Annotated in this window: 11 protein-coding genes and 2 pseudogenes; 7 read left to right on the top strand and 6 right to left on the bottom strand. The window is 60.8% G+C overall.

The annotated features are described in order from the left end of the window. The first annotated feature begins 166 nt into the window (after positions 1-166). Complete coding sequence (locus IPM54_34075; protein ID MBK9264798.1) at positions 167-391, top strand: hypothetical protein; 225 nt, start codon at positions 167-169, stop codon at positions 389-391. A 194-nt stretch (positions 392-585) separates the two neighbouring features. On the opposite strand, the gene IPM54_34070 is transcribed toward IPM54_34075, so the two are convergent. Further along, the gene (locus IPM54_34070; protein MBK9264797.1) at positions 586-1197 is read right to left on the bottom strand and encodes a hypothetical protein; all 612 of its coding nucleotides are present in this window, start codon (positions 1195-1197) and stop codon (positions 586-588) included. Positions 1198-1273: 76 nt separating this feature from the next. On the opposite strand from IPM54_34070, the gene IPM54_34065 reads away from it, so the two are divergent. Then, entirely contained in the window at positions 1274-6223 is a 4950-nt protein-coding gene (locus IPM54_34065) for a tetratricopeptide repeat protein (protein ID MBK9264796.1), read from the top strand. A 6-nt stretch (positions 6224-6229) separates the two neighbouring features. On the opposite strand, the gene IPM54_34060 is transcribed toward IPM54_34065, so the two are convergent. Continuing rightward, positions 6230-7051 carry a heme NO-binding domain-containing protein gene (locus IPM54_34060; GenBank protein ID MBK9264795.1) on the bottom strand — a complete coding sequence of 274 codons (822 nt, stop codon included), beginning with the start codon at positions 7049-7051 and terminating at the stop codon, positions 6230-6232. 446 nt (positions 7052-7497) lie between these two features. Here IPM54_34060 and IPM54_34055 point away from each other — a divergent pair, with 446 nt between their 5' ends. The 3 genes and pseudogenes from IPM54_34055 to IPM54_34045 all read left to right on the top strand — a co-directional run bounded on the left by IPM54_34055 (position 7498) and on the right by IPM54_34045 (position 16105). After that, on the top strand, positions 7498-9858 hold the full coding sequence (locus IPM54_34055; protein ID MBK9264794.1) for a DUF4215 domain-containing protein: 2361 nt from the start codon (positions 7498-7500) through the stop codon (positions 9856-9858). A gap of 95 nt (positions 9859-9953) precedes the next feature. Further along, a complete protein-coding gene (gene glgB, locus IPM54_34050; protein MBK9264793.1) occupies positions 9954-13574 on the top strand; it encodes a 1,4-alpha-glucan branching protein GlgB in 3621 nt (1206 codons plus the stop codon). 118 nt (positions 13575-13692) lie between these two features. After that, positions 13693-16105, top strand: a pseudogene (locus tag IPM54_34045) (DUF3536 domain-containing protein). Between the two features lie 47 nt (positions 16106-16152). Here the strand turns inward: IPM54_34045 and IPM54_34040 are convergent. Together IPM54_34040 and IPM54_34035 are read right to left on the bottom strand one after the other, a co-directional pair. Next, positions 16153-17397 carry a hypothetical protein gene (locus tag IPM54_34040; GenBank protein MBK9264792.1) on the bottom strand — a complete coding sequence of 415 codons (1245 nt, stop codon included), beginning with the start codon at positions 17395-17397 and terminating at the stop codon, positions 16153-16155. A 117-nt stretch (positions 17398-17514) separates the two neighbouring features. Next, positions 17515-18006 (bottom strand): hypothetical protein, encoded by a 492-nt coding sequence (locus IPM54_34035; protein ID MBK9264791.1) that lies wholly within the window; start codon positions 18004-18006, stop codon positions 17515-17517. Between the two features lie 261 nt (positions 18007-18267). Between IPM54_34035 and IPM54_34030 the strand changes: the two are divergent. Both IPM54_34030 and IPM54_34025 read left to right on the top strand, forming a co-directional pair. Next, positions 18268-18849, top strand: a pseudogene (locus tag IPM54_34030) (protein-L-isoaspartate(D-aspartate) O-methyltransferase). Positions 18850-19113: 264 nt separating this feature from the next. Continuing rightward, positions 19114-19311, top strand: a complete 198-nt coding sequence (locus IPM54_34025; protein MBK9264790.1) for a hypothetical protein — start codon at positions 19114-19116, stop codon at positions 19309-19311. Here IPM54_34025 and IPM54_34020 read toward each other — a convergent pair. Together IPM54_34020 and IPM54_34015 are read right to left on the bottom strand one after the other, a co-directional pair. Further along, positions 19295-19654 carry a DUF5615 family PIN-like protein gene (locus tag IPM54_34020; GenBank protein MBK9264789.1) on the bottom strand — a complete coding sequence of 120 codons (360 nt, stop codon included), beginning with the start codon at positions 19652-19654 and terminating at the stop codon, positions 19295-19297. The two genes, IPM54_34025 and IPM54_34020, sit on opposite strands and share 17 nt — an antisense overlap. Continuing rightward, positions 19651-19878, bottom strand: a complete 228-nt coding sequence (locus IPM54_34015) for a DUF433 domain-containing protein (protein MBK9264788.1) — start codon at positions 19876-19878, stop codon at positions 19651-19653. Before IPM54_34015 ends, IPM54_34020 begins: the two co-directional genes overlap by 4 nt. Positions 19879-19882 lie beyond the last annotated feature (4 nt).

Genomic DNA, 19882 nt, shown 5'->3' with positions numbered 1-19882 from the left:
ATTCCCTGCAAGGGCTAGGACGCACAGGCTGCACTTTGCGGCTCACGACGACCAGAAAAAATTTGTTCGTGGGGCGTGAGCCGTTTTCTGACACTCGGGCGTCAAGGGGGAAGCCGCAGGTCGGACGTCTGCGGGAGACACCAACATAGTTTGGAGGATCACTCACATGCTCAAGCCCCTTTTCCTTGCCATTTCCGTTTCCCTCTTCGCGGTTGCCTGCGGCGGCGGCGCGCAAGAAGGCGCACAGACGGCTGACGATGCCGCCAAGACGGACGCGCCGGCGGGTGACGCGAAGCCGGCCGAGGGCGATGCCAAGCCGGCCGACCCGGCGGCTGCGCCGGCTGACCCGGCGGCTGCTCCGCCGGCCGACGCCGCTGCTGCTCCCAAGTGAAACGACTTACACCCCGACACGCGGCCTCGCGGTTGCGTGTCGGGGTGTCTTTTTTTGTTATTTCAAGCCCGATTTCGATTCGATTGCGGCCCCAAAAAACGATTTCTCCCAGCTTGCGCGATCCACCGTCGGCACGTGTAGCATCAGTGCGTGGCTGGAAACGAAGAGCAACGAGACGAGGAATCTGCCGAGGGTCAGCCCTCACCAAAACCTCGCGAGATCGACTCGGGCGGAGACGCCCAAGTGCAGACGGACAAACCATCGTCACACGCTGAACAATCGTCCGCGTCCGCCGCACGACCCGCACCGGGAAAAGTGCTCCCGTCCGTTGCTCCACGTCCCGTAGCGCTGCCGAAACCCGCTCCAGCCGCACCCGCGCGCATGTCACCGCAGTCGCCGCAAGCGACTCCCGCTGCAGCAACACCCGCTGCAGCTCCGGCTGCCGCACCAACCACACCCGCAGCACCCGCAACGACTGCCGCGACGCAGCCCCAAAAGCCTCCAGCAGGCCCGCCGCGCCCACCCAAAACACCTCCGCCACTGCCGCCTCGAACAACGCCACCTCCACTGCCGGCAATGGCACCGCCGCCGCTTCCCGGACGCGCGCCAACGCGACCCAAACCCGCCGAGACTCCGCCCGCCCAAGCGGCTCCAGCGCCGACAGCAGCAGCGCCAACTCCCGCACAACCTCCGCCGCGCCAACGAGCTACTCCGTCCGCGCCAGAACAAAGCGAGGCGCACGCAGATTCGCCTCGAAATCCCCCCACACTGGCCGTCGAGCTGTCGTGGCGAGCAGACAGGCTCACGCAGAAAGCCGATCCCATCGCGGCAGCACGCGCGCTGGTCGAGCGAGGTCTTTACGAGCAACGCGTCGAGCTCGACATGCTTGCGGCCCGAAAGTCGTTCTCGTCGGCACGAACGATTTCGCGTTCGCTCGGCCCGGCACTCGTGCGCTTGCGTCACTTGCTCGAGCCGCAGGAGTTCAACGAGCGCGTTGCGATTTTGGACGAAGAGCTCGTCGTCGTCGAAACGGATGCCGAGCGTGCGGATTTGCTCGTCGAGCGCGCGCGGGCTCTCACGTCGCTCGGCAACTTGCCCGAAGCGCGAGCGGCCTACACGAAAGCGCTCGAGCTGGTGCCGAATCACCCGTGCGCATTACGCGGCAAAGAGGCGGTTTTGCGGCAAGAGCTCGAACGCGGACAAACCAAAGAGCTCGCCGATCAACTCGCCCGGCACCTCGAAAACATGGCGGATGCGTACGCGCCGCAATTGGGCAAGGCCGTAGGGGATGCGGTATTCGCAGCATGGCTGCACGTCGAGCGAGCTTCGTTCCTCGACGATGCGCTCACGCAACCACAGCAGGCTGCGGGCGCCCTCGAGAAAGCGGTGGCGCTTCAACCTGCGCCAGGGCCGGTGCGTGCAGCATTTGCACGGCACTATGTGAAGCACGACAATCCGCGGGCGCTGTGCGATTCGCTCGCGGCGGAAGCGGACCACGAGGTCGAGGACCAACGCGCATCGCGTTTGCTCTATGCGGCGGCGCGAATCGGTTGCGAACGATTGAAGGATCTGACCGAGGGTGCGTTGCTTCTCGGGCGCGCGGCATCACGCGCACCCGCAAGCGCCTCGACGACGCGCCGCATTTTGGCCGAGCTCATCCGCATCCAGGAGCACGTCGGCGCCATGGATCAAGCCATCATCACGCGCATGCGCGAGCTGACGCTCCTGACGAGCTCGCATGCCGTCGCGCATGCTCGCGTGCGGCTATCGGAGATCCACGATTCTCTCGGCCAGGCGGAAAACGCCGCCGCGCATGCCGAGCAAGCGCTGCTCCACGATCCGACGGACGAATCGACACGCGAACGGCTCGACCGTGCTCTGCAGCGACTTGGTCGACACGAGCGGCGCGTCGAAGTCTGGGTCGCAGAGGCAAACGATAGTCGACCGACGGCACATCGAGTTTCTTCGCTTTTGCGTGCGGCGGACATCTGTGAGCGGCATCTGCGAAGGCGCGACGATGCCCTCGCGTATCTGCGCGCTGCGTGGAGCATTCATCCGGGTGATGCGTCCGTGTTCGATGCATTGTCCGGCCTTCTTGGCCAGCCTTCACGCGAACCGGATGCTGCCGTTCGTGCACGTCTCGACTTGTTCACGCTCGCGGCCCAAGCGGCCACGGAAGCACCGAGGCGGATCGCACTTTGGGAGAAGCTCGCGAGCATCTGGGAAGAAGAGCTGGGGCAGCCCGAACGAGCGCTCGAAGTGCTCGAACAAGTCATCGCGCTCGATGGGACCAGGCGCACGACGATCCTTGCGATGCAGCGAAATGCGATGCGTGCCGGGGATTTTCGACGACTTTCGCGCGCGCTCGTGGCCGAAGCAGATCTGACGGAAGATCGAGCCAACGCGCGACGCCTGCTCATTGCTGCAGCAGACGTGTGCTCGGAGCGGATGAACGATCGCGATCGCGCCCTCGAGCTCATCGACCGTGCCCTCGAAATATTGCCGTCGGATCCGGATGCTCTCCGCGCGCGTTTTCGGCTCCTCGTGCGCGCAGGCCGGCACGAGCAAGCACGGCATGCGCTGCTTGGGCTCATTCGCCGCGACCCAGCAAATTCGTTCGGTTTGTGGGTCGAGGTTGCACGCTTCGACGAGCAGCGTTTGAAGCGTCCTCAAGATGCGGTGACTGCGTTGGAAGAAGCCTCGCGACTGCGCCCGGAGCATCCGCTGCCGGCCATCGAGATTGCGCGCTTGCTTCGCTCGACGGGCGATCACCGGCGGCTCTGCGAGTCGCTTCGGACATTGGCCAAAGGCGCTCTGGCATCGTCCGAAAGGGTGAACTTTTTGGTGCAGGCCGCGGAAGTCGAAGAGCTGATGCTCAACGACGATCGCGCCGCGCTCACGACGCTTGCTGCAGCCGATGCAGCGTCGAGCGAGTCGATGTTCGATGCATCGATCCTCGAGTCGATGGAGCGAATCCTCGTACGTCGTCGCAATTTCGACGAGCTCGTCAAGCTGTACACGAAATGGCTCACGTACCAGCCAGTGCCCGCGGTCGATCACACGATTCGCGTGGCTCTCGCGGAGGTGCTGTACCGGAAAGACAAACACGAAGCCATCAATTTGCTCGAAGGTCTCGTGTCTGTCGTGCCAAACCACCTTCCAGCGCTGCGAAGGCTCGAGCATCTTTATCGAGGCTCACGGCCGCAGAAACTCGCTGATGCATTGCGAGCGCAAGCGGCAGCAACCAGCTCCGTACCCGCGCGCACGGGCGTTCTCGCGCATCTCGTGGCGCTCGAAGGAGAAGTGCCGAACGAAGTGCTGCTCGATGCGCTGAGCCGAGTCGTCGCGGAAAAACCGGACGATGGTGGCGCGCACGATGCGATCATCCGCATCTGCAGTCGCCTCGTCGCCGACGCGGTTGCGCCTGGTGCTGCGAGCGGAGCTGCGGCACTGCTGCTTTCGTCGATCACGGCCCGCAAGTCGCTGATGAAAGACAGCATCGCGCGAGCGTTTTTCCAAATTGAAGAGGCGATCCTGGTCGAGGCCAGCGCAGGGACGGATGTTTCGCGTCTCCGCGTCGCGCTCGTCGGCTATCACGACGCACTCGCGCTTTGGCCCGACAGCATGCTTGCAGCTCGCGGCCTCGAACGGCTTGCGGAGCAGCTCAAGGATCGGGACGCGCTCATCACGGCCAATCGGGCGCTCGCGAGGCTGGTCGATGGATCGTCACGGCGTGCATGGCACCTCGTCCGCGCAGCGCAATTGACGGCCGAAGAGCCCGGCTTGCTCGGAGCCGCGCTCGACTTGTACGAGCAGGCGCTGCACGAGGATGCGGATTGCGACGTCGCCGTGAATGCGCTTGCTCGTGGGCTCACGGCAGAACCGGCGCGCCTCGTCGATAGGCTCGGTGCAGCGCTCGAGCGGGCTCGCAAGTCCACGCAGATCGTTCTGCTCGGCATGGAGATCGGCAAAGCTGTCTTGCGGCATCACGAAGCGGGTGGAGCGTCGCCGGATCCGAGTGTTGGCACGGCAGCGATGCGTCGAGCGCTCGCGGTGGCGCCGGACGATGCAGCGGCGCTCATGCTTTCGGCAAAGCTTTATTCGGCGCAGCGTTTGTATTCCGAAGCGCGAGATGCTTGGCAACGCGTCGTTCAAGCGGCGCGGCATTTCGAGATTCGCGTCACGGCGTATTTCGAGCTCTCGACGCTCTACGAAGGGCCGCTCAATGACTTGGCTCGCGCCGAGGATTCGATTCGAGCCATTCTCGAAGACGACGACACGCACGCCATTGCGCTCGAGCGTCTCTTTCAGATTGCTACGAAGCGAGGCGACCGGTCGCTTGCCATTCAAGCATTGTCGCGACTGGCCGAAGCATCGACGGATCCGCGTGTGCGCGTCGATGTCGATTTGCGATTGGCCGAGGTTCAACGCGAAGCGGGCGACCGACCGAGCATGGTGCGGACGCTATGCGACGCCATTGCACACGGACCTACCGATCCACGACCGATGGGCGTGCTTCAGCGTCTCTATCGAATCGATACACCGGACGGCGCGACGGGATATGCAGCAGCGCTCGGTCAGGTCCTCGAAATCGCATCATCGCGGCGTTTGCCCATTGAACCCAGGTGGCTGACGACGCTCGGACTACTCGAGGTCACCATTCTCATGCGTCATCGCGAGGGCCTTGCGCGCTTGCAAGCGGCGGTCAACATGCCGACCGCGCAGATCGATGCACGAGCGGCTTTCGGTCGCGGTCTCGAAGCGGCCAACCGTAATGCGGAAGCCGTTCAGGTCATGCGCGAGGCGCTCAATGCCGACATCGAGACGCTTACGAAAATGGGCGAGCTGTCCCCTGCCCTCGCGTCGCTCGAATCAGCGCTGGCCAAGGATGGGCGAGCCGAAGAACGACTTACCGTGGAGGAAGCGCGAGGGTGCTTGGGTGATGTGAAACCCGAGCGAATCACGCGTCTTCGCGCGAGGCGGATTGCGCCGGAGGCGTTTCCACAAGCAGCGCTTGCTGGTCCGGAGCTTTATCGAGTGCTCGTGCCAGAAGCCCAAAGTCCGATGCTTTCGGTGGCGGCAGCGATTGCACCGATTGCCGCAAAGGCATTGCGATTCGAATTGAGCACGCTTGGTCTCTCGTCACGCGAACGAGTCGGCTCACGCGACAACAATCCCGTGTATCGCCTGGTGGATCGCATTGCCAAGTGTATTGGTATGGAAGGCTTCGAGCTTTACATATCGCCGAATTGGCAGGGCATGCCGCGCATTTTCCCTGGCGATCCGCCGGCCATCGTGGCGCACCCGTCCGTCGCGGAATTGCCGGAACCCGAACAAGCGTTTGCCATTGGTCGACTGCTCGTCCGAGCGGTCCTGGGCCCTGTTTGGCTTGACGAACTAACACCAGAAGCCATCGATGGATTGCTCGTGGGCTCTCTTCGGGCGCTTGATCCGACGTTTGGCGCGCGAGAGCTCGCGCCGGCGCGCGAACCTGCGGTGCAGGCATTCGCGGCGCAGGTGCACCGGGCAATGGGGCGCCGTCAACGCAAACTGCTCGAGGAAATCCTGCCGAATGCGACGGTGAATTACGACGTTCGCGCGCTGATCGCGGCCATCCGGCGCGGAGAAAATCGGCTGGGATATTTGCTTTCCGGTGATCTCATTGCAGCCATCGATCACTTGTGCCGTCTAGATCGAGACGTGGCGCGAGCAGCGGAAGACCCGCGGCTCGTCGTCATGCATCCGGTGACGGGTGATTTGCTACGTTATGCGCTCAGCGCGGCGTCACACACCGAACGCAAGCGCATTGGGACGGTGTGGACGTCGATATAGCAGGTGCTATCGCCGACGAAAGCCCGGGACATCTGGATCGAATGCCGAAATGTCGGGCGCAGGCGGCAATTTCGACGGCCGCCCCGCTGGCATTTCAGGGCGCGGCGGGATGGGCGTATTCCGGTCGGCTCGAGGCGGGAACAGAGTTTGTCCGGGCGTGGACCTCGCATCGGGGCGCGAGGACGGTAACGGTGGCAATGACGATACCCGATCCACGCGTTCGCCCGAAGCCGTTCTCAAGGGTCCAACGCCATTCATCGAAGGCATTCGTTGACGACCGGGGCGAGCTCGCTCGGCCTTGACCATGAGCTCGCAGAGCGAGCCTCCGGCCGACATGCAGCGCACCTCGTCGATGATGACGGGTTCGTCCATGTTCGCTCCAAGGCCCCGCAAAAGGCCTTTGATGAGCGGGCAGATGCGCCAGGTGTTTTGGTACGCGAGCAGAATCTCACCATTGCTACCGACGCGACCCTGAAGGGGCGGATTTGCGAGTTTGATTCCGAGCTTCAACGCCGCTCGTTCGACGATGGCTTCGCTGCGTAGCAGCACATCGAGCAGCGTCCATTGAGGCTCGACCATGGCGGCGTATGCGCCGAGGATATCGGGGGCGATATAATCACCGACGCTTTCGAGCACCAGGGGCACGGTCATCCCAGAATGACGCGAGACGCTCGCGATGACCGCATCGACCTCGGAGGTTGGATACGGTTGCGATGGCAGGTATAGGCGGCCGGAAATATTCGCCTCGGCCTCCACCGTGCGCCAGAAATCAGCGCCAAAACGCTCGCGCACAAACCTTTGGATACCAATGAGAATTACACCCTGCACCGATGCCCCCTATTCCACGGATAGCCGCACTTCCTTCGCTGAAGTCGTTGGCTGGAGTGGAGCGTAGTAGGTACGCTATATGCAAGATTGGCGCCTACAAGTCCATTGTTTGTTGGATTCCTGCTCATTTTGACTGCGTGCGTGGAATTTGACTGCAACGTTGGACAGAGTGGCCGATAATCGCGGATTCATCGCGCAAACCTGAAAGGGTCGAATTGCGACGCTGCAATGCGGAGACCACCGAACAGTGTCTCATTCTATGGCAGCGGTTCCGTCTGGCCAAGAAAATTGCGAAGATTGATGAAATAAAGACACGTGCGGCTCGTGCCCGACGCCACGAAACGACGCATTTCGTTGACCATTTCTCCCAACGATCGATTGAAAAACGATAAGATGCGCAGAGCAGGCTTGCTTGGCGCGAGCCTCTTGCTTTTGGAGGTGTAATCATGCGAACGTATTCGAATTCGCTGGGGCTCGCTGCTCTCATGGTCACTGTGAGCCTTGCTGCAACCGCACCCTTCGCAGGCTGCGGAGGTGATTCGGTAAGCGTCAAACCAACCGGAGCTGGTGCCGAAGGAGGTAGCGGTGGGGGCGGCGGTGGGGGAATGGGTGGCGAAGGTGGAGAATTGATGGGGGATTGCGGTGACGGTAAAGTCGGGGGCAGCGAAGCTTGCGACGATGGCAACCTGATTTCAGGCGATGGTTGCGAACCCGATTGCAGCTTCACCTGCAACAATTCGAGCCCCGCCACGGGCGACGCCAAGTGTGACGACATGGATCCTTGTAATGGCAGCGAAACCTGCCAAGAGGATCATACTTGCGCCAAGGGAACGTCCGCGCCCGATGGCACTGATTGCGGCAATGGGCAGTTCTGCATTGCGGGCGTCTGCAGCAGCGACGTATGCGGCGATCTCTTCGTGAGCATGTCGGAAGAATGCGACGACGGCAATATCGCCAATGGTGATGGTTGCGACAACTGTAAATTCTCCTGTTTGTCGTCGGATCCCGCGCGCGATTGCACGAGCTTGGATCCGTGCGTTGCCACGACGTGCGACGATGCAACGCATACCTGCGGAAAACCAATTGGCGATGGCGTGACCTGTGGACTGGGCCAAGTCTGCAAGAGTGGCGTTTGCACCGCGACGATTTGCGGTGACGGCGTTCTCGAGGCCGGCGAAATCTGCGATGACGGCAATTTGGTCGACGCCGATGGCTGCGATGCCGATTGCTCGCTTTCCTGCGTCAATGCGGCCACCGATTGTCCCACCGCACCGACGTGCCAAATCGCAGCTTGCAATGCGGCGAACGTCTGCACGACGACCAACGTCAACATGGATCCCGCGTGCGTTTCGCCAAACACCTGCCAAAATGGCGCCTGCCAAGCTCCGAATGCCGTGTGCGGCAACGGCGCCCTCGAATCGGGCGAAGATTGCGATTTCGGCGGAGCAAACGGCCCCAACGCGGGCTGCGAAACGAATTGCAAGTTCTCGTGTACCATGGACGCGAATTGCGTCGACACGAACATGTGCAACGGCTCCGAAACGTGCACCGACATCACCATGGGCGGCCAAATGGGCAAACGGTGCTCGGCCGGCATGAATGCCGCCGACTGCTCGGCATGTACCGGCGGCCTTTGCCAAAAGGGCGTGTGCTCCGCATCGACATGCGGCGACGGCTGCGTCGACATGACCGGCGGCGAGCAATGCGAACCGCCCAATACGCCCACGTGCGACGCGACGTGCAAGACCGTCATGGCGGTCGTCTGCGGCAATGGCGTCCGCGAAATGGGCGAGCAATGCGACGACAGCAATACGACCAACATGGACGGCTGCAGCGCGACATGCAAGTTCGAGCAAATCCATCGCGTCAATTGGCTCGCGATGCAGTTTGGCACGGATACCTATTGCATGGCCAACCGACTCGGCAGCGCCGTGACGTCGACGGGCCAGGGAACGATCAGCGACGCGCTCACCGAGGGCGTCAATGATGGTTCCATTTCGATCATGTTTCAAGCGCTTGGTCTCGATGACCTCAGCGGCACCAACGATCCCATGCTCGATCTCGGTTCCATCAATGGTGCCCCCATCATTCCCATGGGCGCAGTGTACAATGGCGCCTCGGACCTCGATTGGTGGTACACCGTCGACCTCATTTCGCTCGACCCGTCCCGTCTGCCGAAGGACAAACTCGCCGGCAGCATTGCCGCCAAGGTGCTCAACGCAGGCCCCGGCGCGCTCACGCTCAACCTCATTCTCGGAGGTGCGCCCGCGTCGCTGAAGATGGGCAAAGCAAAAATCACGACATCCATCGGCAATGCAAGCACCCCGCTCGCATCCACGGGCAATCCGCCCGGTCACCTTGCATCGGAAAACCTCGATCCGGCACTTCAGAGTTTCGCGACGATGGGACAGCCCACCGCGAACGGCGCCGGCAAACTCTGTGGCAACGTCACGGCAGCATCGCTTGCGCAGGTTCCCGTTCCCGATGCATTGATGGTGGGCGGAGGGACCGCTTGCGTCGAAGGGTATACCATGACCAACAATTTCCTCGATGTGCTCATCGGCGGCTGCAAAGTCTTGGGCGGACTCATTACGGTCATCAACATCCGCCAACCCGACGAAGAAGATCCTGTCGCCCCGACCGTCGGCGCGGGTTTCCCGTACACGCTCACTCGCAACAGTCAGACCAAATCCGTCAATGGCTGCCGTGACAAGAACATGGCCAACGTCGACCTCGCCATGTGTTTGCAAGACGCCGCGTACTCCTCCTTCTTCAAATTCGCCACCGATCGCGTCATCGGGAAATGACCTGAAGAAAAAGTGCGGGCGGAACCTTCGCCCGCATTGCCCCTCCCGTCGATTCCCCCTTTCCACATCCGCACATTTCGACTACGAACCGCCTCATGCTCCACGCGGTTCGTCATGACGTAACTCGCCTCTCCGAAGAAGACCTCTACCTCTTCGCCGAAGGCACACACACGCGCCTCTACGAAAAACTCGGCGCCCACATCATGACCGCCGACGGTGTGGACGGGACATACTTTGCCGTATGGGCCCCCAATGCCGAACAGGTCACCGTCGTTGGCGACTTCAATGGCTGGGATCGCACCGCCCATCCGCTCGCACCTCGGAGCCAATCGGGCATCTGGGAAGGATTCGTCCCGGGCATCGAGCACGGCACCGTCTACAAATACTTCATCACGTCGCGTTTTGGCGGCTACGCGGTCGAAAAGGCGGATCCGTTCGCATTTCGAGCGGAAACGCCGCCGCAGACGGCATCCATCGTCTGGAACATCGAAAAGCTCGGTCACTCGCGTCGCAAAGAACGCCGCACCACCTCCCACGACAAACCCGTTTCCATTTACGAAGCTCACGTGGGTTCGTTTCGCCGCATGACGGGCGAGCACAATCGTCCCTACACGTACAGAGAGCTCGCCAAAGAATTGCCCGAATACGTTTCGCGCATGGGTTTTACCCACGTCGAGCTTTTGCCGGTCATGGAGCATCCCTTCGGCGGCTCGTGGGGGTATCAAGTCACGGGGTTTTTCGCGCCAACCTCGAGATATGGCGACCCGGAAGACTTCGCGTTCCTCGTCGATGCGCTGCACGAAGCGGGACTCGGCGTGATCCTCGATTGGGTGCCGTCGCATTTCCCGTCGGACGAACACGGCCTTGGATACTTCGACGGCACATACCTGTTCGAACATGCCGATCCACGCAAGGGATTTCATCCCGATTGGAAGAGCCTCATATTTAATTATGGGCGTGGCGAAGTCGTGAGTTTTCTTCTTTCGAGCGCCCATTTTTGGCTCGATCGATACCACGCGGACGCGCTTCGCGTCGATGCGGTCGCTTCGATGCTGTACCTCGATTATTCCCGCAAACACGGTGAATGGGAACCCAATCGTCACGGTGGGCGTGAGAACCTCGAAGCCATCGATTTTCTACGACGCCTCAACGAATCCATCGGCCGCACGTTTCCCGATGCGCACACGATTGCCGAAGAATCCACCTCGTGGCCCATGGTTTCGCGCCCGACCTACGTGGGAGGGCTCGGATTTGCCTACAAATGGGACATGGGCTGGATGCACGATACGCTCGAATACATGGCGAGCGACCCGGTCTTTCGTAAATTCATCCACAACAAGCTCACGTTTCGAATGATGTACGCATTCAGCGAAAACTTCGTTTTGCCGCTTTCTCACGATGAAGTCGTCCACATGAAGGGATCGCTCATCGGCAAAATGAAGGGCGACGAATGGCAAAAGTTCGCCAATTTGCGCGTTCTTTATGCATATTTCTGGACGCAGCCCGGTAAAAAGCTCTTGTTCATGGGCGGCGAAATCGCTCAAAAAGCCGAATGGGCCCACGAAGGGCAGCTCGATTGGCACCTACTCGAAGAAGGCCCCTACCACGTCGGCATCAAGCGATTCGTCCAAACGATGAATCGCCTGTACGCGGAAAAGCCCGCCCTGCACGAGCTCGATACGAGCCCCGATGGGTTTCAATGGATCGATTGCAACGATGCGGACCATAGCGTCGTCGTGTATTTTCGGCGTGCGCGGTCGACCGATGCCATCGTGGTCGTCGCGCTGAACTTCACCCCGGTGCCCAGGCAGCGTTACCGCATTGGTTTGCCCAGGGGCGGGCGTTACCACGAAATCTTGTCGAGCGACGCTGTCGAATTCGGTGGCGCCGGCATGACCGGTGGAGGTGATTTCATTGCAGAAAGCTTGCAGCATCACAATCGCCACCATTCCGCCGAGATTACCATTCCCCCGCTCGGCGCGGTATTTTATTATCACGCGGGGCTCGCCGTCTCCGATAGGCCCCTCGGCGCCACTTACTTGGGAGACGACCGCACGGGATTCCGCCTTTGGGCGCCGCTTGCCCATCGAGTGGACGTCGTCATCGTCGGTGAAATCGAACGGCGCATTCGCCTCGAACCCGAAAATGGCGCATATTGGCACGCCGTCATCGATGGAGTATCGCCCGGATCTCGATATTATTTTGATATTGGAAGGGGCACGCTCTTCCCCGATCCTGCCTCGCGTTTGCAGCCCGAAGGCGTCTTCGGCCCGAGCGAAGTCGTCCCGAGCGTCCCGGATCCCGCGTTTGGTTGGTCCGGACGAAGCTTGCACGAATACGTCATCTACGAAATGCACATTGGCACGTTCACGCGCGAAGGCACGTTCGACGCTGCGATCCGCCGGCTTCCCGAATTGAAGGAGCTTGGCATCACGGCCATCGAAATCATGCCCGTCGCGGCGTTCCCCGGGACGCGCAATTGGGGCTACGACGGCGCCTACCCATTCGCGGTTCATTCCGGCTACGGAGGCCCAGACGGCTTACGTCGCTTGGCCGCGGCTTGTCATTCGAATGGCATGGCCCTCATTCTCGATGTCGTTTACAATCACCTGGGCCCCGAAGGCACGCACCTCGCCGAATTTGGCCCCTATTTCTCCGCATATCATCGCACGCCCTGGGGCGAGGCCGTCAACTCGAGCGGCCCGCATAGCGACGAAGTGCGAAAGTTCTTCATCGAAAGCGCTCTCTACTTCGTCACGCACATTGGCATCGACGCCTTGCGCCTCGACGCGGTCAATGCCCTCGTGGATTTGTCACCTCGACCTTTTCTCGAAGAGCTCGCCGAAGTCATTCACAGGCGCGGCGCCGAGCTTGGACGTCAGGTGTATCTGATGGCCGAAAGCGACGACAACGACCCGCGTCACGTCAAAAGGGCAAGCGATGGAGGCCATGGTCTCGATGCATTGTGGAACGACGATTTTCATCATGCCCTCCTCGCGCTTCTCACGACCGAACGCACGGGAGCGCTCGTGGATCATGGCCGCGTGGAACATTTGGCCAAGGCGATCCGAGAAAACTTCGTTTTCACCGGGCAATACTCGCAATTCAAGAAACGCCGGCATGGTCGTTCGGGCGCGGATCTCGACCCGCGCAGCATGATCGTCTTCGCGCAGAATCACGATCAAGTCGGAAATCGTCCCGCGGGGGATCGTTTGTCCACGCGGGTTTCGTTCGACAAACAAAAGCTCGCTGCCGCCGTGGTGCTTTTGTCGCCCTTTTTGCCGCTCGTGTTCATGGGCGAAGAATATGGGGAAACTGCTCCATTTCCGTATTTCACGGATTTTGCGGACGCGGCGCTCGCCGAAGCGGTGGAGCGCGGGCGCAAAGCAGATCTCGAGCGTTTTGGTTTTACGGAAGCTCCGCCGATTCCGCAGGACCAAGCGACATTCCAAAAGCGCGCATCGACTGGAATTTACGCGGGCGAAAACACCATGCGAAGCTATTGGAATGGTACCGTGCGCTCCTGCAATTGCGTCGGGAAAACCCGGCATTTGCGACGGGACGCGACAGGCACGCTTTGGCATTCGAGGACGAACGGCTGCTTTTCATTCGCCGGTGGGCGGGCCAATCCGAAGCTTTCGTGGTGCACAATTTTTCGGATCGAGCCGTCGACATCGAGCTGCCTGTGCCCACCGGCACGTACCGAATGGCATTGACTTCCAGCGATGTCCGATTTGGTGGAAATGCGTCGAGCTCGGCTCTTGAAGTGGTTTCGACCGGTCAAGCACGAATGACGATTGGCCCATTCGAAAGCGTCGTGTATACGAGGGTGCGATGAAAGCGCGGGAGCGATACGTTTGCGTTCACGGCCACTTCTACCAGCCTCCGCGGGAAAACCCGTGGCTCGAGGCCATCGAGGAGCAGGATTCGGCGGCGCCGTGGCATGATTGGAACCAGCGCATCACGGCGGAATGTTACGCGCCCAATGCGGCGGCCCGCGTGCTCGATGGCCAGGATCGCGTCGTCCGCATTTTGAACAATTATTCGCGCATCAGCTTCAACTTCGGCCCGACGCTGCTCGCGTGGCTCGAAGCGCACGCCAAGGATACCCATGCAGCCATCGTTGCAGCCGATGCGGCGAGCATGCGGCGATTTGGTGGGCATGGTTCGGCCATGGCCCAGGCTTACAACCACATGATCATGCCGCTCGCGAATTTACGCGACAAGCTGACCCAGGTGCGATGGGGTTTGGCGGATTTTTTGCATCATTATGGGCGCAAACCCGAAGGCATGTGGCTACCCGAAACCGCCGTCGATACCGAAACACTGGAAGTTCTCGCGGCGGAAGGCATTACGTTCACCGTGCTCGCGCCGCGACAAGCGCTGAGCGTGCGGCGCAAAGGTGAAAAGGAATGGGTCGACGTGCGCGGCGGGCGAATCGACCCTTCGACGCCGTATGAAGTCAACCTGCCGTCTGGGCGATCGATTGCGGTGTTTTTCTACGACGGCCCGGTGTCCCAAGCCGTCGCATTCGAGCGGCTCTTATCGAATGGCGAACATTTCGCCGGCCGCCTTGCATCGGCATTCGATTCTCGGCGCACGTGGCCCGAGCTCGTGCACCGCTCGAGCACATCGAGGCGCATGGTTTGGCGAAGCTCACCAATTATGGCGAGTTTTTGGAGCGGCATCCACCCACGCACGAAGCTCGGATCATCGAAGCGACGTCGTGGAGCTGCGCGCATGGAGTGGATCGCTGGCGGCGCGATTGCGGCTGTCGTACGGGCTCGCCGGCGGATTGGGATCAGTCGTTCCGCGAGCCCTTGCGAAAGCGCTCGATGGATTGCGGGACGACATCATGGTCCCATTCGAACATGCCGCCAGCCGGATTTTCATCGATCCGTGGAAAGCGCGAGATGAATACATTCAAGTCGTTCTCAGGCGCTCCCCCGACACGATCGATAGGTTTTTCAAGACGCACGCGCGTTCTTCCGGCAACATCGACGAACTGCGTTACGGACTCGGTCTCATGGAAATGCAGCGCCACGCGATGCTCATGTACACGAGCTGCGGGTGGTTTTTCGATGATTTGTCGAACATCGAGACGGTGCAGATATTGCAATATGCCGGACGCACCATCGAGCTTGCGGAATCGCTGTTTCGTCAAAGTTTCGAGGGGCCATTTTGGAAAAGCTCGGCAAGGCGCGGAGCAATATTTCTGAAATGGGCGATGGCCGGCGCATTTGGGAAAAATCCGCCACCAAAGCCCGCGTGGATTTGCCTGCGGTGACCGCTCATCATGCCGTCAGTCTCATTCAGGACGGGCCACCTTCCACCTATTGTTACGACGTGCGATGCGACGACGTGCAAGTGCTCGAAGAACACGGTGCCAAGCTCATCGTAGGGCGAGCGCGTGTCGAGAGCCGCATTACGCTCGCGTCCGAGAGGCACGCATTTGCCGTTTTGCACTTGGGTGATCACCGCGTCGCCGGTGGCGTGAGCGCCGATGCGGGGCCGGATGCTCATGCGGAGGCGCGTGCGGAGCTCTTTCGGATGTTTCGCGCGGGCGACATCGATGGAACGATGCGGCTGCTTTTTCGAGCTTGTGATCGTACGATCGATTCGCTCGATGCGGTATTTCGTGACGATCAGCGACGAATCGTCTTGCGGCTGCTCGATTCGACGCTCGCCGACGTCTTTTCAGCGCAGCGTGCTCTTTATGAACGGTATTCGCCGCTCTTGCGACGTCTCGCGCCATTACAAAGTCCCATTCCGCGTGCGCTGCTCGTCGCCGGCGAATTGGTGCTCGGAGCCGATCTGCGCCGCGCGGCCGAGGAAGTGCCGCCCAATGTCACGGAAATGCGACGGCTCTTGGCCCAAGGCGAAAGAGCAGCATTTGCGTATCGACAAACCGGCCATCACGTTTGCGCTCGGTCGAAGTGTCGAAGCGCTAGCGGAGCGATTGACCGCTCGGGCCGGCGATCCCTCGGCGTATGCGGAGCTCGACGAGGTCGTCGCATTCGCGATGAAGGCTGGTTTTGCCATTGATCTATGGCGCACGCAAAACCTGTTTTACAAGCTCGCCCGCGCCGCATATCCCGACGTGCGCCTCCGCGCTGACACCGGAGACGCCGCTGCCCATGCCATTTGCATTGCATTTCAAAGCTTGGCGGATCGATTGCGAGTTCGTCTGCCGGCGGACACGTCGCTCGTGCGGCTGCAATCGATGCGCGGCGAGATTGACGATTAGGTCAAATTTTCAAGGGATGTGGGGGGCTCACGAATCTCGACCCGGCATCAACCATCCGTCATGTAGAAGAACGCAATACACATTTCGTCCTGAGTCCCTTGACCCCATGTCGTCACTTGGTCGCGTCCAATCGTGTCGTACGTGCACGTGATGCGCATGCGATCTCCGCGCTCGACCGTGAGCGGTTTCGTGTAATGCGCGAATCCTTGCCAGTGGAAACTCCAGCGATCGACATGCGCCAAACACGTTTCTTGCGCGCCCCGCAATGCGGTCACCTGCATGGAAACGCCCAATTTGTGCATATGTGGCCACAATCCCCAAAGCGTCAAGCGTCGCGGTACGGGTACTTCCGCCGTTTGTTCCACGCCACGTTGCATGGGCGGGAGAATTAACTCCGTATTGGCAACTCGACGCACGGCCGCCTCACGCGGCACGGTCTTCTCGAGCGTCATGTCGATTTTCGTGAGATCCTCGAAAATGCCATTTTCTTGGTTGTAATGGATTTGCAGAAGCGTTTTGCGCCCGGCCTTCATGCGCAGGCCCGTTCCTTCGGGCAAGCGCAAAGGTCCGCTCCCCGGCCCCGAACCCACGAGCCAACGCGTGTTCTCGATGCGCAGCTCGTCGATGCACGAATACCCGAGCCCCGCCTCCGCTGCATCGATCGCTTCGGCTTCTTTCTCCGCCGCTTCCGAATCGATCGCAAACAGCGTCAAGTGATGCAGCATTTGCGGTTTACCAGGTCGTACGTTGAATGCGGTAATGAACATGTCCTCCGTGAGACCCGGGTCGATGACGAAACACCGATAATCGTCGAATAGTGCTGCGTCCGGCGTGTAGGTCGTCTCCATCGCGAGCGTGTAGTCCACCTTGTCCAGCTCCCGAGATGGCGGCGGTTCGACGACGATCCCTTTTGCCGGGTCGCCTTCGGGACTTCCAGCACGCGCCCAATCTCCCAGCGTTTTTATTTGCTGGTCCGAAAGCCACCTGGCCTCGACGTACGTGTTGCACGCTCCGCTATTGTCCAAGACAAACGGAGGCATCGTTCGGTTCGCCGTCGCCACGCGAATCGCATCGGCATACGTGCGTGCGTGTTCGTAATCGACCAGAGCGAACGGCGCGATTCCGCCCTCGTGATGACAAGTTGCGCAATGCGCTGCGAGGATGGGCGCTACATCCTCGTGGTACGTCGGAATTCGTTCGGCAGGCGCGCCGCTATCCGTGCATGAAGGCGCTGCAAGCACGGTCGCGATCACCCCGATGCACAAAGGCGCCACGTTCGTTCGCGACGGCATGGGTACCTCCTCGGCGCGACAACGCGCGCTCGAGGTCGCTCGGTGCACGACCCGTGCCTTCCGACGTGTCAACAGAAAAAAGAACGCCGGACGGTCGAACCGCCGCGCTGAAATGATTTAGACAATCGCAGCAAGCTCTGCGTCGGTCAGTGGATGCGATGACGTAATTGTACGTAATTTCCCTTTTTTGGTCGTCACGATCCAGCCCGTTCCACTGGGCAGGCGAACGTGCATACCCGGCCGAGCTCGGCGTGAGCCACCGTTTGGCGGAAACAGCACTTCCACCGATTTATCGTCACCAATCTGAACGACATACACGTAGCCCAGCCTATCGAGCATGCCTTCGATGGCGATCTTGGTTCCGGCGTCGACGACGAGGTCGTCCATCGTTTTGCCGTCGACTTCACTGAGCAGCGAGTAAGACCACGACAATCGCCGCGGGCGCGGCACGAGGCTCATCGGCGGTTCCTCGATGACCTCGACAGCGTCCAGCGCCTTGCGAACCGCTTGTGCAGCGGTAGGTTTGTCTTGCCGTGCTGCTGCAGCGTGGGGCTGACTTCCGCGCGGGGCCTTGCCCGCACTTTTTTTCTTCGTGCCGTCCGTCTTCATCGTGACGCCCTTCGTGCTCCCGGTGTGGGTTTGAGGCGGGCGACGAGTCCACTCGTTCGTGGAGCGTCGATCCGATGGCAGTCGATGTCACTACCGTGTGGAGAGTTTTTCATGTTGCTCTCGCGCCGCCGCGCCAACACGATACCCAAAACCGACGATAACGTCATTGGTTTCGCATGGACCCTACCGACAGCGCTCGCACACGCATGGTGGCCGGACAACTCGTCGCGAGACATTCGCGATCCCCGCGTGCTCGATGCCATGCGCAAAGGTCCCGCGCCACGCGTTCGTCCCCGAAGACGTCCGGGCCGAGGCGTATCGGGACGGGCCTTTGCCGATTGGTGAGGGTCAGACGATCTCGCAGCCTTACATCGTCGCCTTGATGACCGAAGCGCTTCGTATCGCGCCCGATGCGCGCGTGCTCGAAATAGGCACGGGCTCGGGTTATGCCGCGGCGGTGCTTGCCGAGCTCGCGAGCGACGTCGTCACGCTCGAACGGCATCCGGTGCTTGCCGAGCGCGCGGCGACGATTCTCGCGCGTTTGGGCATCACCAAATGCACGTGCACATCGCCGACGGGACGCTCGGTTGGCCCGAAGGCGCGCCCTACGATGCGATTGCCGTGACGGCATCGGGTCCCATGGTTCCTCCTGCTTTACGCGAGCAGCTTGCCATCGGCGGACGCCTCGTGATTCCCGTCGGACCCGACCCCGAGCGCCAGCAATTGTTGCTCGTCGAGCGCACGGGGGCAAACGAGTTTGCCGAGACGAACATTTGTCCGGTACGGTTCGTCCCGCTCGTGGGGCAGCGCGGGTGGGGCGAGGAGAACGGCTGGTCGGAGTGAGCGTCGTTGCGGGGTGCGTTCGGACTGCAATGGCCACCCGAAGCGCTATCTTTGCATTTGCCCAAGAAATATTTCAAAAATGATTTTGCGTCCTCTTCCTTGTTCGCATGGAAAGCCGATGGATAGCAACGCCTAGCCGATGCTCTCGCCGAATTGCAGCGTCTCGAGACCGGTTGATGTCGCTTGCTTTGGCCTGAAGGTTGTCAGGCCGAACCTCACACGAGATGGCTTTTCGGGAAGCTCGCGACGAGCTACCATACCTGCATGGCACATCCGTACCGCACGAGGCCATCGATTCCGCCCGAGAGGCCCGACAAGGATGCTCGTCTGGCAGGTCCGACGCTCGCATTTGGTGTCGTTTGTGCGTTGTGCGGTCTTGCGCTCGCCGGTTCGTCTCGTCCGTACATGGTGCTCGCGCTGGGCGTGGCCGGACCAGTCCTCATCGTCACGCGACGCCCGTAGGTTCAGCCGCTCGCGACAGCACGAGAAACGACGCCGTCGGGTCCTCGTCGAAGGCCACGACGTCATTGAGACTTGCTCGTAGGAGCCGCGCGATAGCCGCCGTCGTACAGTTTCCGATCCGAACCCAGATCACCTTGGGTGGGTGGCCATAGAGTAGTGCGCGCTGTTGGAAGTCCGAGTCCTTCGATACGATGGTCAAGCCGTTTTGCGCCGCAAAGCTCCATACAACCTGATCATCGGCGGCGCCAAGGCCCACATCGCGCACATGCACGGACGCGGGATACTCGGCCGCCAATGCATCGATGAGCTTGTGGGACAAATTTTGATCAAATAGCAGCCTCATGCGGCAGGCACCATCCATAGCCGACGTTCACGATCGGCGGCAAATGCGAGGCATGCCCGGATGTCTTCGGTCGTGAGATCCGGAAAATCCGCCAGAATTTCTTCCACCGTCATACCGGCAGCAAGATACTCCAAGACATCCGTCACCGTAATTCTCAGGCCGCGAATGCATGGCTTGCCACCGCGCTTGCCTGGCTCGATCGTAATCAGTCGCCGGTAGTCCATCTTG

The sequence above is a fragment of the Polyangiaceae bacterium genome (assembly GCA_016715885.1).
Classification (GTDB): Bacteria; Myxococcota_A; Polyangia; order Polyangiales; family Polyangiaceae; genus Polyangium.
Note: the sequence above shows the minus strand (reverse complement) of the source record. Positions and strands in the feature narration are given on the sequence as shown.

What these genes read in the sequence shown, in the direction of transcription:
- IPM54_34065 (MBK9264796.1), top strand. Translation starts at nt 1,274, where the DNA reads ATGCTTGCGGCCCGAAAGTCGTTCTCGTCGGCACGAACGATTTCGCGT.
- glgB (MBK9264793.1), top strand. Translation starts at nt 9,954, where the DNA reads ATGCTCCACGCGGTTCGTCATGACGTAACTCGCCTCTCCGAAGAAGAC.
- IPM54_34035 (MBK9264791.1), bottom strand. Translation starts at nt 18,006, where the DNA reads ATGAAGACGGACGGCACGAAGAAAAAAAGTGCGGGCAAGGCCCCGCGC.
- IPM54_34020 (MBK9264789.1), bottom strand. Translation starts at nt 19,654, where the DNA reads ATGAGGCTGCTATTTGATCAAAATTTGTCCCACAAGCTCATCGATGCA.
- IPM54_34075 (MBK9264798.1), top strand. Translation starts at nt 167, where the DNA reads ATGCTCAAGCCCCTTTTCCTTGCCATTTCCGTTTCCCTCTTCGCGGTT.
- IPM54_34055 (MBK9264794.1), top strand. Translation starts at nt 7,498, where the DNA reads ATGCGAACGTATTCGAATTCGCTGGGGCTCGCTGCTCTCATGGTCACT.
- IPM54_34040 (MBK9264792.1), bottom strand. Translation starts at nt 17,397, where the DNA reads ATGCCGTCGCGAACGAACGTGGCGCCTTTGTGCATCGGGGTGATCGCG.
- IPM54_34025 (MBK9264790.1), top strand. Translation starts at nt 19,114, where the DNA reads ATGGCACATCCGTACCGCACGAGGCCATCGATTCCGCCCGAGAGGCCC.
- IPM54_34015 (MBK9264788.1), bottom strand. Translation starts at nt 19,878, where the DNA reads ATGGACTACCGGCGACTGATTACGATCGAGCCAGGCAAGCGCGGTGGC.